Source organism: Kineococcus sp. R86509, from assembly GCF_042466365.1.
In the GTDB taxonomy this organism is placed as follows: Bacteria; Actinomycetota; Actinomycetes; order Actinomycetales; family Kineococcaceae; genus Kineococcus.
This window is the reverse complement of sequence record NZ_JAXHCE010000001.1, coordinates 4,924,119-4,939,266: the sequence shown is the minus strand read 5'-3', so window position 1 is coordinate 4,939,266 and position 15,148 is coordinate 4,924,119. Positions and strand designations below refer to the sequence as shown.

The 15,148-nt window shown below is 73.0% G+C and carries 12 protein-coding genes; all 12 read right to left on the bottom strand.

Features of this window, described 5'->3' with window-relative positions:
• Positions 1–79 precede the first annotated feature (79 nt).
• The gene (locus tag SJY07_RS24115; protein WP_380161834.1) at positions 80–1,885 is read right to left on the bottom strand and encodes a diguanylate cyclase domain-containing protein; all 1,806 of its coding nucleotides are present in this window, start codon (positions 1,883–1,885) and stop codon (positions 80–82) included.
• Positions 1,886–2,023: 138 nt separating this feature from the next.
• Positions 2,024–2,260, bottom strand: a complete 237-nt coding sequence (gene csrA, locus SJY07_RS24110; RefSeq protein ID WP_328291669.1) for a carbon storage regulator CsrA — start codon at positions 2,258–2,260, stop codon at positions 2,024–2,026.
• 187 nt (positions 2,261–2,447) lie between these two features.
• A complete protein-coding gene (locus SJY07_RS24105) occupies positions 2,448–2,693 on the bottom strand; it encodes a hypothetical protein (protein WP_328291670.1) in 246 nt (81 codons plus the stop codon).
• Positions 2,690–3,418 carry a PilZ domain-containing protein gene (locus SJY07_RS24100; protein WP_380161833.1) on the bottom strand — a complete coding sequence of 243 codons (729 nt, stop codon included), beginning with the start codon at positions 3,416–3,418 and terminating at the stop codon, positions 2,690–2,692. The genes SJY07_RS24105 and SJY07_RS24100 overlap by 4 nt, the downstream gene beginning before the upstream one ends.
• Before the next feature lie 70 nt (positions 3,419–3,488).
• On the bottom strand, positions 3,489–5,852 hold the full coding sequence (locus tag SJY07_RS24095) for a hypothetical protein (RefSeq protein ID WP_380161832.1): 2,364 nt from the start codon (positions 5,850–5,852) through the stop codon (positions 3,489–3,491).
• A 10-nt stretch (positions 5,853–5,862) separates the two neighbouring features.
• The gene (gene flhA, locus SJY07_RS24090; protein ID WP_328291673.1) at positions 5,863–7,917 is read right to left on the bottom strand and encodes a flagellar biosynthesis protein FlhA; all 2,055 of its coding nucleotides are present in this window, start codon (positions 7,915–7,917) and stop codon (positions 5,863–5,865) included.
• Positions 7,918–8,176: 259 nt separating this feature from the next.
• Positions 8,177–8,566, bottom strand: coding sequence for a response regulator (locus SJY07_RS24085; protein ID WP_328291674.1), 390 nt, complete (start codon positions 8,564–8,566; stop codon positions 8,177–8,179).
• A gap of 89 nt (positions 8,567–8,655) precedes the next feature.
• Positions 8,656–10,509, bottom strand: a complete 1,854-nt coding sequence (locus tag SJY07_RS24080; protein WP_380161831.1) for an ATP-binding protein — start codon at positions 10,507–10,509, stop codon at positions 8,656–8,658.
• A complete protein-coding gene (locus SJY07_RS24075; RefSeq protein ID WP_380161830.1) occupies positions 10,506–12,728 on the bottom strand; it encodes an ATP-binding protein in 2,223 nt (740 codons plus the stop codon). Before SJY07_RS24075 ends, SJY07_RS24080 begins: the two co-directional genes overlap by 4 nt.
• A gap of 104 nt (positions 12,729–12,832) precedes the next feature.
• The gene (locus SJY07_RS24070; protein WP_328291677.1) at positions 12,833–13,915 is read right to left on the bottom strand and encodes an EscU/YscU/HrcU family type III secretion system export apparatus switch protein; all 1,083 of its coding nucleotides are present in this window, start codon (positions 13,913–13,915) and stop codon (positions 12,833–12,835) included.
• The gene (locus tag SJY07_RS24065; RefSeq protein ID WP_380161829.1) at positions 13,912–14,718 is read right to left on the bottom strand and encodes a flagellar biosynthetic protein FliR; all 807 of its coding nucleotides are present in this window, start codon (positions 14,716–14,718) and stop codon (positions 13,912–13,914) included. The genes SJY07_RS24070 and SJY07_RS24065 overlap by 4 nt, the downstream gene beginning before the upstream one ends.
• Positions 14,719–14,723: 5 nt before the next feature.
• Complete coding sequence (locus SJY07_RS24060; RefSeq protein WP_328291679.1) at positions 14,724–15,002, bottom strand: flagellar biosynthetic protein FliQ; 279 nt, start codon at positions 15,000–15,002, stop codon at positions 14,724–14,726.
• Positions 15,003–15,148: the final 146 nt, after the last annotated feature.

Here is a 15,148-nt window from a genome sequence, read left to right as displayed (position 1 = left end):
ACGCGGTGACCGAGCACACCCGGATGCCGCCTCCGAACGCCGTCTGAGTCACCTGGAGGTCACACCGCGTGACACCGCGTCATGCCGCGCGCCAGCACGCCCGCCCGGCCGCCTTCGCCCGGTACATCGCGCGGTCCGCCGCGCGCAGCAGCTCCTCGGGGCCGAGTTCCCCGTCGGTGCGGGCGGCGCCGATGCTGGCGCTGACCGTGACCGTCCGGATCCCCAGGTCGACGGGGATGCTGAGGCGTTCGCAGACCCGGTCCGCGATCGAGGACAACGCCTTGGCGTCGGCGACGTCCTCGCAGACCAGGACGAACTCGTCACCACCGATGCGGGCGGCCATGTCCCCGGCCCGCAGCAGCCCCCGCAGCCGGTCGGCGACGTCGGCGAGCAACGCGTCCCCGGCCGCGTGACCGAGGTTGTCGTTGACGTCCTTGAAGTGGTCGAGGTCGACGAAGAGCACCGCGCAGCCCCCGCCGCGGCGCCGGGTCCGCGAGATCGCCGTCCGCAGCCGGTCCTCGGCCTTGGCGCGGTTAGGCAGCCCCGTCAGCGGGTCGTGCAGGGCGGCGTGCTCGAGCTGCTCGGCCTCGCGCTTGCGGGCGGTGACGTCCTCGACGAAGGCGAGGAAGGCCGGCTCACCGGAGCTGCTGGAGGTCAGCGACAGCGAGATCTGACCCCACACCACCTTGCCGCTGGGCAGCTCGTAGCGCCGCTCGCGGTGCACGACCTCGACCGCGCCGGAGACCAGCGCCTCCAGCTCGGCGGCGGCGCGGGCGTGCTCGTCGCGTTCCTCCGCACTGGGGCGGGCACCCTCGGCGGGGCCGGCGGGGTCGAGGAACTGCCCCGCCGGGGCGCCGATCAGTTCCGCGGCGTCGCGTTCCCAGAAGGTGCAGAGCGCGTCGTTGACCTCGCTGACCCAGCCCTCCAGACCGAAGAGCAGCATCCCCACCGGGCCGCGGGCGAAGATCTCGTGGAAGCGTCGTTCCGAGCCGGCGAGCGCGTCCATCGTCGTGATCGTCTCGGTGAGGTCCTGGGCGATGCCCACGACGCGCACCGGGATCCCGACGGCGGAACGGTCGGAGACGGTGGAGCGGGTGTGCACCCACCGGTCACCGCCGTAGCCGTCGACGACGCGGTAGGTGCACTCCACGATCTCGCCCGCACCCGCACCGCCCAGGCACTCCAGGGCCCGCACGACGCCCGGGGCGTCGTCGGGGTGGATCGCGTCCAGCGAGGCCCCGCCGTCGGCGCTGGGCAGCCCCAGCAGCGAGACCGGTCCGGCGTTGGTCCACTCCACGACCCGCTGCGGCAGGTTGATGCGGTAGATCGTGTCGGGGCTGGCGGAGATCACCGCGTCCTGGCGGGCCAGCAGCGTGCGCAGCTGCTGGTGGGTCGCGCGTTCGACGGTCACGTCGCGCACGACGAGGACGGCCCCGCCGCCCGCCTCACCGGTGGTGGAGGCGTGCACGTGGGCGACCAGCAGCTGGCCGTCGGAGCGGGCGACGTCGACGTCCACGTCGAGGTCGCCGCTGCGGATCGCGCTCAGCACGTCCAGGCCGGTGGGCATCGCCCCGGACAGCACGGCCCGCTGGGTGGGCGTCAGGTCGTCGTGGGCGTCGCGGTCGTCGTGCCCGTGCCCCTCGGCCTCGGGGAGGACGACGACGGAGAGTCCCAGCCACCACTGCAGCCGGTACCGGCCGAGGAGGTCCTCCGCGCTGACGCCCAGCATGCGGGTCAGGCCGTGGGTGACGTGGATGAGCCGGCCGTCGGCGTCCAGCACCGCGAGGGCCAGCCCGGAGCGCTCCATGGCCGTGGCCAGGACCGGGCCGGGCAGCACCGGGGGTGCCGTGACGTCCGACGTGTTCGTGGACGGCGCCGCCGTCATCGCTCCACCCCCACCGTTGGCCACCGGACCACGGGAGGTCAGCAGCTCTCACGGTGCTTTCGGTCCCTCGACGCTCCCCCTTGAGGGCGGCGTGGGCCGGACGGGTGAAGCGTTCTCGAAGCAGGACTCGGAGGGGGTTCAGGCGCCCGCGCGGCGGACGATGCCCCGCAGGGCGGAGATCGCCTCCTCGGAGGCGGCGGCGGCGGCGATGTTGGCCTCGCGGACCGCTTCGTAGACCTCCTGGCGGTGCACCTGCACGTCGCGGGGCGCGTCGATGCCGACGCGGACGACGTCACCTCTCACCTCGAGGACGCGCACGACGACCTCGTCGCCGATGACCACGGATTCCCCGGCCTTGCGCGTCAGGACCAGCATGGGGCCCAGCATAGGTGACGAAACGTGTTCGTCCATGTCGTTCTAGTGACAGATTTCCGCGGCCCGGCGTGGACCCCACCCGTCACACCCGTCTCAGCCGGTGCGGAAACGTCCCGGAAACACCCGACGCCCGCTCCGCGGTGCGGAACGGGCGTCGGGTGGTCTCCAGCGGTGGCCGGAGCGGACCTCAGAAGTCGTTGCGGCGACGGCCCGGCAGGCCGTCGACGTCCTCCGCCTCGGGGTGGGGGGCCTTCTCGGCCTGTTCCTGGTACCCCCGGACCAGTCCGCGCAGGACGCGGCCCGCGACGGTGCTGACCAGCAGGGCCAGGACCAGGTGCAGCAGGGCGGTGTCGACGTCGCCGGTGCCCTGCAGGGCGGCCAGCACGGACGGTCCGGCCAGCAGCAGGCTGACGGCCAGCACGATCGCGGTCATCGGTCTCCTCCACGGCGTTGCCTGATCTGGGTCTGCATGACGAAGCGGCGCAAGCGGTCCGCGGCGGGCACCGGCTCGCTGAAGGCGACGACGACCTCGACGAGGTCGGGGTCGAGGGAGTCCAGTGAGCGGACCACCTGACCGACCTGGTCGAGCGGGGCGCCGTCGAGCTCGAAGGACATCCGCACCAGCCGCCCCAGCCGCAGCCAGGAACCGCCCCCCACGGACAGCGCCGACCCGCCCTCGCTGAGGTCCACCAGGTGGCCCTCGAGCAGGGGCTCCACCACGCCGTCGGCGAGGTCGGCCTCGCGCTGCAGGGGGTCGCCCTCCACCGGGGAGAGCCGGACCGACCCGGAGGCCGGGACCCGGGCGTAGCGGCGACGCTGTTCGACCACGACCTCGCTGGAGGGCGCGAGGTCCCAGGCCGAGACCCGGCGACGGACGACCTCGGCGATCAGGAACTCCTGCCGGCTCTGGCCGCGCGCCCCCGCCCAGGCGACCGTCACGGGCAGCCCGGGGGCCACCACGTGCAGGTCACCGCGGAAGCTGGGTGCCGCGACCACGAGACTGCCCTCGTGGGCGTCCTCGACCCGCGTGGGGAGCCGGATGAGGTCCCCACCGAAGGTGTCCGGCATCTGCAGCTCCACCCAGACCCGGTGGTTGAGGCCGGGCCACTGCGCGGCGGCGCGGCTCAGCTCCGCCCCCGGAGCAGCACGTCTGGCCATGGGCTCTGTCGTTCTCCGGTTCTGGTCTCGAGGGGTCGGGCGACGGGGTGAGTTCGTGAACCGTTGCGGCTCAACGCATCCCGTGGTCGCCCGCGGCATCGAGGAGCAGACCGGCCCAGGCGCCGGAGGTGGCGGGGCGTCCGTCGAGGAAGCCGACGGGGACGTCGAGGGAGAGGACGTCCAGGGGGTCCGGGCTCTCGGCGGCGCGGTGCACGGCCAGGCGACGGGCGGGCAGCCCGACGGCCTCGAGCGCGCGCAGCAGGCTCGCGACGGCGTGGCTGCGGCGGGTGGCGTCGACGCAGACGACGACGGAGGCGGCACCGATCTCGGCGGCCATGCGGGCGGCGCGCTCGGCGTCGGCCCCGGTGGGACGGGCCGGGATGGCGACGGTGAGCGGGGCGCTCCAGCGCCGGGCCTGGTCCTGACGGGCCGGCAGCTCCTCGGCGGTGATGGTGTTCTGCACGTCGGCACGACCCAGCACCAGCGGCGCCTCGGAACCGACCTCGTCGGCGACCAGCAGCGCGGCGGAGACGACGGCGTCGGCCTCGCCGATGACGACGACCAGCTCACCGGCGCCCACGCGCAGCGGCGCGGGGACCTCGATGTCGCGGGCCAGGCGCAGTACGTCGCCGGTGTCCTGCGGCTCGCGGTACGGCATCCGCGGCTGCGAGGACCGGTCACTGTAGGTGGTCATCGGTTCACGGTAAGTCAGATCCATGCTCATCGCCTCGTTCTCGTCCCCGTCGCGTGCACTGGTGGGCTGGTAGGTCCGCTCCGCGGTGCGCGGAGACCGGTCGTCCTGCTCGGGGGCGTACTGGCCCGCGAACTCCTGCTGGTAGGCCTGGTCGAAGTCACGCGACTCGCCGTGGCCGTTGGCCGTTCCGTTCAGCTGGCCGTTGACGTGGCCGTTGGCGGTTCCGTTGACCTGGCCGTTGAGCTGGTCGTAGTCGCCGGCCCACTCGCCACGGCGGTCCTCGGCGAACCGGTCGCCGAACTGATCACCGAACTGGTCGGCGAACTGGTCGGCCACGGCCGCGGGGCGGCGCAGTTCCGGACGACGGGCGGGGCCACGGCCCTCCGGCTCGCCGCGGCGGCCGACCGGGGTGTTGGCGGCTCCGTTGGCCGCACCGAACTGGTCAGACACGCGATCCTCCGAGCTGCGAACGGTCCGGGTCGAGGCTTCGACCGCGGGGCGACCCGGACGGGGACGAGCGGGCCGCGCAGGCTGCATCGTCACCGAGCGTACATCAGCAGTTACTCCAGCCACAGGGGATCGTCCGTAGCGGTGACCCTCTCCCCCGGTGCTGGCCGACGAGCGCATCGAGGCCACCGTCGCCGCGAAGGAATCGCTCTCCGTGGAGATCGGCCGGTGCGGGCGCTGCTGGGACGCGATGTCCTGACGCGGGTCCTGACGTGCGACCTGACGCGGGTCCTGCGAGCGCCCGGCGGTGAACATGGCCTCGAGGCGGTGGGTGCCCTCGGCGGCGTCGGCGGCGGCGAGGACCTCACCGAGGGAGCGGGCCGGTGCGGTGGTGGCGCCCATGCGGTCGGCCTGGCGGCGACGGACGTCGGCGCGGGCCTCCTCCCGGCGCAGTTCCTGCTCGCGGGCGGCTTCGCGGCGGGCCGTCTCCTGCGCGTGCCGGCGCTCGGTCTCGTGGGCGTGCTGGCGTTCGATCTCCAGTTGGCGCATCCGCTCCTCTTCCAGGGCTCGACGGTCGGCTTCCTGCTGGGCTGCGATCTGCTGGGCGGCGAGCTCCTGCTCGTGGCGCTCGTTCGCGAGGCGTTCCTGCTCGAGGCGTTCCTGCTCGAGGCGTTCCTGCTCGAGACGTTCCTGCTCGAGGCGCTCGGCGCGCTCGATCTCGAGGCGGGCCTCCTCGAGGAGCTGGGCCTCGAACCGCTCGGCGACCAGGTCCTCGTCGCGGTCCTCGGAGTAGTCCTCGGTGGGGGCCTCGACCTCGGTGCTGTCACCCGTTTGCGCGATCACACCGACCTCCTCGGCATCCGTCCCGGAAACCTTGAACGGCGGTTCCTGGACGTCGCTGCCGCTGGAGGCGCGGAGCATGTCGAGCAGGCCCTGGCGGACGGACTCGAAGTCCTCGTCGGGCTGCGCGACGGGCTGCGCGGCGGTGCCCTGGGGCGCGGCGGGGGCCGGCGCGGGGGTGGCTTCGGCGGCGTCGGCGGCGGCGAGCAGGGCCTCGAAGTCGAGGGACTCGCGTTCCTCCTCCCCCGCCGGGTGGGCGGTGGTGGAGGTGCCGTCCTGCGCGCCGACTCCGCCGGTCGCGTCGCCGGCGGTGTCGCCGTCCATCTCGACCGTCACCTCGTAGCGCTCCTTGGAGAAGAAGCCGGCGACACCGCCGGAGCGGATGCGTTCGGCGCGGACGACGCGGGCGGTCTCGCCGTGGGTCTCACGGACCTGCGTCAGCAGCTCCTGCAAGTCAGAACCTTCAAGAAGCAAGTGCATGGACACCGCTCACCGATCCAACCGTCTCGATCCGGGGGTGGTTGCTCACGTCGTCGTAGGACAGGACGTGCAGGCGGCCCACCGCCACCTTCAGCAGGCGGCGCAGCGGGGCGCGCAGAGGGGGTGCGCACACGAGGACTGCGCTGATGCCGTGCCCTTCGGCACGTTCGAGGCAGGAACTTGAGGCGGTCACCAGGTGCTCGGCCGTGACGGCGTCCAGGGCGAGGCTCGCGCCGTGCTCACCGGGGCGCAGGGACTCCGCCAGGGTCTGCTCCAGCATCGGGTCCAGGGTGATGACGTGCAGGGTGCCGTCCTGCTCGTGGACGGCCGCGACGGCCGGTCCCAGGGCACGGCGAGCGGACTCGACGAGGCCGTCGAGGTCGGAGCCGGCCTTGGCCTTGAGCGAGAGCGCCTCGAAGATGCGGGCGAGGTCGCGGATGGGGACGGCCTCGTCGAGCATCGCCTGCAGGACGCGCTGGACCTCGCCGAGGGAGAGCGCCGCGGGGGTGAGCTCGTCGACGACGGCCGGGTGGGTGCGCTTGAGGGCCTCCACCAGGGAGCGGACGTCCTCGCGGGAGAGCAGGCGCGAGGCGTGGGTGCGGACCAGTTCCCCGAGGTGGGTGATGAGGACGCTGGCGCGGTCGACGACGGTGGCGCCCATGAGCTGGGCCTGGTGGCGCAGTTCGGCGGGGATCCACTTGCCGGCGAGGCCGAAGACCGGTTCCACGGTGGCCCGTCCGGGCAGACCGTCGAGGTTGTCGCCCAGGGCGAGGACCTGTCCGGGCGGGGCGGTGCCGCGGGCGACCTCGACGCCGGAGATGCGCACCGCGTAGGTGGACATCGGCAGGTCGAGGGAGTCGCGGGTGCGCACGGGCGGGACGACGAGGCCCAGTTCGAGGGCGATCTTGCGGCGCAGGGCCCGGACGCGTTCGAGCAGGTCGCCACCGCCGGAGGTGTCGACGAGGTCGACGAGGTCGGGGGCCAGGACCACCTCGAGGGGGTCGACGCGCATCTCCTCGAGCAGGTTCTCCGCGGCCTCGTTGGGGTTGACCGGGCCGGGGGCGGAGGCGGCGAGCGCCACGTCGCGGGCGGTGTTGGCGTCGCGGCGGGAGATGCGGGTGGAGGCGACGAAGGCCAGTCCGCCGACGACGAGGAACGGCAGCTTGGGCATGCTCGGGATGAGCGCCAGGACGATCATCGCGCCGCCGGCGATCTGCAGGGCCATCTTCTGCTGCGAGAACTGCCTGATGGCCTCGGTGCCCATGTCGCCGTTGCTGGTGGAGCGGGTGACGATGAGGCCGGTCGCGACGCTCAGCAGCAGCGCGGGCACCTGGCTGACGAGACCGTCACCGATGCTCAGCAGCGCGTACTTGTTGATCGACTCCGCCGGGCCGAGCCCGTGCTGGACCATCCCGATGGCGAACCCGCCGATGAGGTTGATCAGCATGATGATGATGCCGGCGACGGCGTCACCCTTGACGAACTTCGAGCCACCGTCCATGGCGCCGTAGAAGTCGGCCTCGGCGCTGACGTCGGCGCGGCGCTGGCGGGCGGCGGCCTCGTCGATCAGGCCGGCGTTGAGGTCGGCGTCGATGGCCATCTGCTTGCCGGGCATGGCGTCGAGGGTGAAGCGGGCACCGACCTCGGCGACGCGCTCGGCGCCCTTGGTGATGACGACGAACTGGATGACGACCAGGATCAGGAAGATCACCAGGCCGATGACCAGCGAGCCGGAGATCACGAAGTGCCCGAAGGCCTCGATGACCTTGCCGGCGAAGCCGTTGGAGAGCACCAGTCGCGTCGAGGCCACGTTCAGGCCGAGGCGGAAGAGGGTGAGCACCAGGATCAGCGAGGGGAAGACCGAGAAGTCCAGCACCCGCTTGACGAACATCGTCACCAGCAGCGCCATCAGCGACATCGTGATGTTCAACGCGATGAGGAAGTCCAGCATGGCCGCCGGCAGAGGCACGACGAGCAGCAGGACGATGCCGACGACCCCCGCGGGGACCACCAGCTGCGAGAAGTTCGGGAGTCGCACTGCACCGCCTGTTGTTCGCGGTACCCCGTTCGGGGTCCCTCGTCCAGCGGCCCGTCCATGGCCCTGCTGTCAGCCTTCCTGGCTAGTGCCTCCTTCGGCACCGCCCGGGACTTCCTTGAGTCACCCGTCCGGACGCACCCGTGCCGCCTCCCCTGCAACGACACGAACCCCCGGTCCGAGACGACACGAACCCCCGGTCCGGGACGAGACGAACCCCCGGTCCGGGACGGATCGGAGGTTCGTGGGACGGGGTGGTGGCTCACCAGCCGGCGGCGGCCTCGACGCTCGCGGTCAGCGCCTTCTCGATGGCCCCGGCCAGCGCGGAGACGACGAAGGGCTTGGTGAGGTAGATCGCGCCGAGCTCCTCGCCCGCGGCGATGTCCTCGGGACGCACCCGCGCGGAGAGGAAGATCGCGGGCAGGTGGGCGTGCTCGGGCTGGGTCCGCAGGGTGCGCAGGACCTCCAGGCCGGTCATGCCGGGCATCGCGACGTCGAGGACGACGACCTCGGGTGCGCCGCGCTCGGCGATGACGGTCAGCGCCTCCGGCCCCGATCCGGCCGACACGACCCGGTGGCCGAGGCCGCGCAGGCGCAGTTCGACGAGCTGGCGGATGTCCGGGTCGTCCTCGACGACCAGCACTCGGGCCATGGTGGTTCCTCCTGCGGGACCTGGTGATCCAGACGGATCGGGGAAGGTGGGGGACGGACGTCCACCGGCCCCATCGGCAGCCGGGGGCCTCACGTGAGGGCCACCGCGACCCCGCTCTCGCCCCAGCGGGGGGCCTGCACCGACGGGAAGACGGCACGCAGGGTCGCCCCACCGCCGGGGGTCTCCTCCGCGCTGATGCGCCCGCCGTGGCGGGCCACGATGCGCCGGCAGGTGGCGAGGCCGATGCCGTGTCCGGGGCGCCGCGCGCCGGCGGCCGCACCGATGTTCTCGCCGGTGTTCTCGCCGGTGACCGCGACGGCGAACATGGCGAAGACCTGCTCGCGCTGCCCGGGCGGGATGCCGCGGCCGTTGTCGGCGACGGCCAGTTCCCAGCCGCCGCCCGCGAGGTCACGCACGCGGACCTCGACCCGGCAGGGTCGCTCGGGGCTGCGGTAGCGCACCGAGTTGCCGACGAGGTTCTGCAGCAGCTGCCGCAGCAGGACGGGGTCGGCGTGGGCGGTCCGGCTGGTGCCGGTGAGGACGATCTCGGCCTGCACCGCGGTGGCGCCGAGGTCCTCCACGACGTGGGTGAGGACGTCGGAGACGATCACGGGACGCACGTCGAGACCGGTGGAGTCGGCGCGGGCGTGGTCGAGGACGGCCTCGATGAGGCCCTGCATCCGTTGCGCCGCACGCATCGCGGTGGCCAGCCACTCCCGGCCCTCCCCGCCGAGGGCGTCACCGTGGACGTCGAGGACGAGCTCGAGGTAGCCGAGCACGGAGGTCAGGGGCGCGGCGAGGTCGTGGCTGGCGACGGCGGCGAGGTCGCCGAGCTCGTCGTTGGAGCGGCGCAGTTCGGTGACGGCGCAGGCCAGGTCGCGGCCCTGCCGGCGCAGCTGCTCCCCCGCCGCCTCGAGCGCGTGGATGCGGGCCCGGTCGGTGGTGATGTCCTGCACGGCCACGACGGCGCCGATGACGCGACCGGCGTGGTCGTGCAGGGCGCGGCCGGTGCACAGGACCCGCACGGGGGTGCGACCCGCAGGGGCGATGACGACCTCGACGTCGCGGACGTGGCCCTCGACCAGCGCCCGCCGCAGCGGGGCCTCCTCCGGTGCCAGCGGGGTGCGGCCGTCGGCGGCGTGGAGGCCGTGGACGAGGGCGAACTCGCTCGCGGGCAGGCCCAGGTCGGCGTCGCGGCCGTGCAGGCGCCGGGCGGTGGGGTTGACGACGGTGAGGCGACCGGCCGCGTCGCAGGCGAGAACGCCCACGTCGACGCTGGTGAGCAGCGCCCGGGTGAACTCCTCGCGCGCTTCCAGCTCGGTGAGGGTCAGCTCGGCCAGTTCCCGCTGCTCCTCGACCTCGGCGACCAGTCGCTGCTGCTCGCGGTGGCGGCGGTGACCGTCCAGCAGCGCCATGACGACGTCGGCGAGGTCGCGCAGGCGGGCGAGCTGGTCCGGGGTCAGCTCGCGGCGGACGGCGTCGAAGACGCAGAGGCTGCCGAGGTGGTGCCCCTCGGCGGTGACCAGCGGGAGCGAGGCGTAGAAGACGACGTCGGCGAAGCGGCCGTCGACCCAGGCGGAGTCGCGGTAGCGCGGGTCGCGCCGGGCGTCGGGGACGTGGACGACCTCGGGGTGGCCGAGGTTGCGCGCGCACAGCGACTCGCTGCGCTCGCTGGGCCCGCCGGCGAACCCGACGGCGGAGAGCTGGCACTGGCGGTGGGCGTCGATGAGGTTGATCGTCGCGGTCGTCACGCCGGCGATCGCGGCGGCGAGGCGGACGACGGCGTCCAGCGCGGGGTCGGCGGGGGTGTCGAGGAGGTCGTAGCCGTGCAGCGCGGCGAGGCGCACGACCTCCAGGCGGTCGACCTCGGGCGGGGCGTGCCGGTCCGCGGCGCAGCCGCGGGTCCGCTGCACCGGGTGGGCGGGGTGGGTGAGGTGGGTCACCGTGCTCCTCCGATCCGCAGGTCGTCGAGGGGGTCGATCAGCGGCAGCTCGAGCACGGCCGTCGTGCCCTGGTCCTGCACCGAGTCCAGCGCGAGCGACCCGCCGTGCAGGCGGACGAGGTCGCGGGCGATGGTGAGGCCGAGACCGGTGCCGGGCACGGCGAGCACGGCGGCGTTGGACCCGCGCGCGAACCGCCCGAAGACGGCGTCGACCTCTCCCACGGGGATGCCCATCCCGTTGTCCTGCACGACGATCCGCACGCGACCGCTGTGCTCCTCCACCCGCAGGCGCACCAGCGAGCCGACGGGTGAGAACTTCACCGCGTTGTCGACGACGGCGAGGACGGCCCGGTGCAGGTGCCCGGCGTCGCCGTTGACCCGCATCCCGCTCAGCTCCTCCCGCGGCGTCGTGCAGCGCAGCGTCCCGCCGCTGGTGGCGCCGGCGGCGACGGCGGCGGCCACCCCGGCGACGAGGTCGGCCACGGCGGTGGAGCCGCGCACCTCGGCGGTGGGGGCGGACTCCACGCGCGAGAGCAGCAGCAGGTCCTCGATGAGGGAGCGCAGCCGTTCGGTGTTGCGTTCCACGATGCCCAGCACCGAGGACACGTCCGCGGACACCTCCCCGACGGCGCCGTCGCGCAGCAGTTCGAGGTAGCCGGAGATGGAGGTGAGGGGGGTGCGCAGTTCGTGGGAGACGGTGGCCAGCAGGTCGGACTTGACGTTCTCGACGTCGCGCAGCTCCCCCAGCAGCCGTTCCTGGGCGCGGTAGAGCCCGGCCAGGACCAGGGCCCGGGCGAGGTCCACGGCCACGGAACGGGCCAGTTCGACCTCCGGCACCGACCAGTCGCGGGCCCCGGCCCCGCAGACGACGCTGAGCAGACCGTGCGGGGTGTCCCCGACACCGATGGGCACCAGCAGCAGGGCGCGCGCGCCGCAGTCGCGCAGGAAGGCGTCGAGGGTGGCGGAGCGTCCCTGCAGGGTGCGGGTGTCGGGGACGGCGTAGACCTCACCGCTGGTGTGCAGCTCCTGGAGCCAGCTGCGCGAGTCCTCGAAGACGGCCCACCCGCCGCCGTGGACGGCGCCGCCCGCGGGGCTTCCGGGGCCACCGGTCAGCGGCGACAGCGGCGGGTGGGCCCACTCCCGGGTGATGGGGCCCAGCCCGGCGTCGGTGAGCATCCGGACCCAGACGCGGGCGACGTCGAGCTCCTCGCCGAGGCGGGTCACCGCCACCTGCAGGGCGTCCTGGGCGACGAGCTGGTCGCGGACCTCGCGGCCGATGTCCCCGGCGAGGCGGTGCAGGCGCGCGGACTGCTCCGCGGCGTCCAGCAGCCGCTGGTTCTCCCGGGCCAGGTCGTTGACCGCGAGTGCCACGGAGCGGACTTCGCTGGGGCCGTCGGTGGGGTCGGCGTGGGCGCGGCGATCGCCCCGGCCGTGGGCGTCGAGGACGTCGACGAGGGAGCGCAGGGGGTCCACGAGGGCCCGGCGGGTGCGGCGTCCGGTGGTGGCGACGACGGCGAGGGCGGCGGCGAGGGTGAGTCCGGTGCCGGCGAGGGCCGCGTAGCGGACCCAGTCCTCCGCGGAGGTCGCGTCGTGGCGCTGGTCGCGGACGAGGACGTCGAGGCGGGCGTTGGCGTCACGCAGGCGCGCGAAGGCCTGCGTCTGCTCGGTCCAGGAGGTGTCCGCGTTGGCGGCGACCCAGGCGTCGATGAGTCGGGACTGCTCGGCGAAGAGGCTGCGCTGCAACGGGTCGGTGAGGAGGGTCTCGACGTGTCCCCGCAGGGCGGGCAGGGCGTCGAGGGCGGTGGTGTAGGTCGCCGGCAGCGCTGCGGAGCCGCTGTCGCGGCGGTCGCGCAGGGCGGAGTCGGCGTCGGAGAGGGTGAGCTGGAGGGAGGCGTTGGCCGACTCGAGCTGACGCAGCTGGGTCTCCCGGGCGCGGGAGGAGCCGGTGACGAGCAGGCCCCCGGCGCCGGAGACCCCGACGAGCAGCAGCAGGGCGACGACGACGCCGAGGGCGCGGGTGAGGCGGGCGCCGACGGAGGTGCCGCCCGCGGCGGCCGTGCGCTCGTCGACGCGGCGACGGGTGCGGCCGTGGGCGAGGGCGGCCTCGTGCAGGGCGCCAGGACGCGGAGCGGGCTGCGGGAGCAGTTCGTGCAGCCGCTCCCCCGGTGCGGGGTGGAGGTGGGGGGCGGGGTGGGGGGCGGGAGCGGGGCGGCTGCTCACGTCCGGCGCACTGCGCGCATCACCCTGTCGGCCCACACCGTCACCATCGGTCGCGGTCGCCGCGACCTTGAACCGGCGCGGGCCGCGACCGGTAGGGGGCACGGTCAGGCGGGCACGGTGTGGGCTTCGCCGAAGGCCGTCAGGGACCCGCGGCTGCGCAGGCTCATGACGAAGGCGAGGACCTTGGCGACGGCGGCGAAGAACTCCGGGGGGATCTCCTGGCCGACCTTGCAGCTCTTGTACATCGTGCGGGCGAGCTGGACGTCCTTGACCAGCGGGACGTCGTTCTCCTTGGCCTTCTCGCGGATCTTGGTGGCGATCGCGCCGGCGCCCTTGGCGACGACCTTCGGTGCGCCGGTGCCCGGTTCGTAGCGCAGGGCGACGGCGATGTGGGTGGGGTTGACGAGGACGACGTCGGCCTTGGCGACGTCGGACATCATGCGGTTGCGCGACATGGCCATCTGCTTGGAGCGGATCGCGCCCTTGAGCAGCGGGTCGCCCTCGGCGTTCTTGTGCTCCTGCTTGATGTCCTGCTTGGACATCCGCAGCTTCTTCATGGTGCGGCGGTAGCTCATGGCGTAGTCGGCGGCGGCGATGATCAGCCCGATGAGGACGGTGACCATCAGCATCCTCGCGATGGCGGACTTGGTCAGGGACAGCACCGCCGACATCGACATCGCCCCCTGCCCGACGAGGTCGGGGGCGAGGTTCTTGGCGATCATCCACATGACGAGACCGATGACGGCCGTCTTCAGCAGCGACTTCGTGCCCTCCCAGATGGCCTGGGGGCCCCAGTGCTGCTTGAAGCCGTTGACGGGGTTGAGGTTGCTGAACTTGGGTTTGAGCTTCTTCGTCGCCGGACGCAGGGTGCCCTGGATCGCGCCGGAGACGACGACGGCCATGAACGTCGTGAACGCCAGCGGCCCCAGCACGGTGGGGATGCCGGAGAACGTGTCCGACATCGCCGACAGGGCCCGCGCCGGTTCGGGATCGGCGGCGACGGTGGCGATGTCGGTCATCGCCTGCGTCATGAGCAGCTTGCCGGCCTCGATGGTGTGCGGGATCGCGATCGCCCCCGCGCCCGTCGACAACCACGCCGCGACGTCGCGGGAGAACGGGATGTTGCCTTCCTCGCGCGCCTCCTTGAGGCGCTTGGCGGTCGGCTTCTCGGTCTTCTCCCCGCTCACCCGCCCCCACCCCCGCTCACGGGATCCGCAGGGCCGGGGGTGACGAGGCGGACGACGGTCTCGCGCGCGGTGCCGGCCATGTCGGCGACGACCCCGGGCAGCATCGAGAACGTGAACCCGGCCAGGGTCAGGGCGATGAGGATCTTCACCGGGAAGCTCATGGCGAAGACGTTCAGGGCCGGGGCGACGCGCGAGAGCAGCCCCAGGCCGATGTCGGTGATGAAGAGCACCGCGATGAGGGGCGCCGCGATCTGCAGCGCCGAGAGCATCAGCTGGCTGATGCCCTCGGTGAAGACCCGCCCCACGGTCCCGGTGTCGATCCCCGCGTTCAGGGGCAGCACGTCGTAGGAGCGCAGGAAGCCCTGGAGGATCAGCAGGTGCCCGCCGGTGACGACGAGCAGCGCCGTGGTCGTCCAGCTGTAGAGCTTGCCGAAGATGGCTGTCTGGACCTGCATCAACGGGTCGTAGGCGCTGGCGAGCTGGAAACCGCCGAAGAGGTCCAGCATGTCGCCCGCGGCCTGGACGGCGGTGAACAGCAACGCGACGAAGGCGCCCATGACGACGCCCACGAGGGCCTGCTGGACGACGGCGGTGATGAGCGGACCCGGTTCCGCTGCGGGCACGGAGTCGCGCAGCCGGCCCGCGACGGGCAGGGCCATCGCGACCGAGAGCATCGCCTTCACCTGGCCGTTGACGGCCTTGTTCGCGAACGGCGGGGCGAACATCAGGAACGCCGCCGAGCGGACCGAGGCCAGCAGGACCGCCAGGATCAGGTCCAGCGGGATCGAGGGCAGTCCTTGCACGCCGCTCAGCCGCCGTGCGAGAGCAGCGACGGGATCTGGTCGTAGAGCGCGGTGGTGAAGGAGGTCATCTCGTGCAGCATCCACTTGCCGCACACCACGATCGCGACGCCCACGGCGATGGCCTTGGGGACGAAGGCGATCGTCTGCTCCTGCAGCTGGGTCACGGACTGGAACAGCGAGATGCCGAAGCCGACGGCCAGCGCGGTCAGCAGCATGGGGGCGCAGAGCTTGGCAGCGAGGACGAGAGCGGTCATCCCGATGTGGATGACGGTCACGTCGGTCATCGCGGTGCCTTCCTGTCGGGAGGGTGGTGCGGGGGTGTTCACGCTTCTGGCGTAGTTCTCGGCCGATCGGGTGAGGTTCTTGAATCGGGCTCAGGCTCGCGTCTGCCGGGTTCGGGCCCGGACGCGCCACAGGGTGGTGTCCTCGG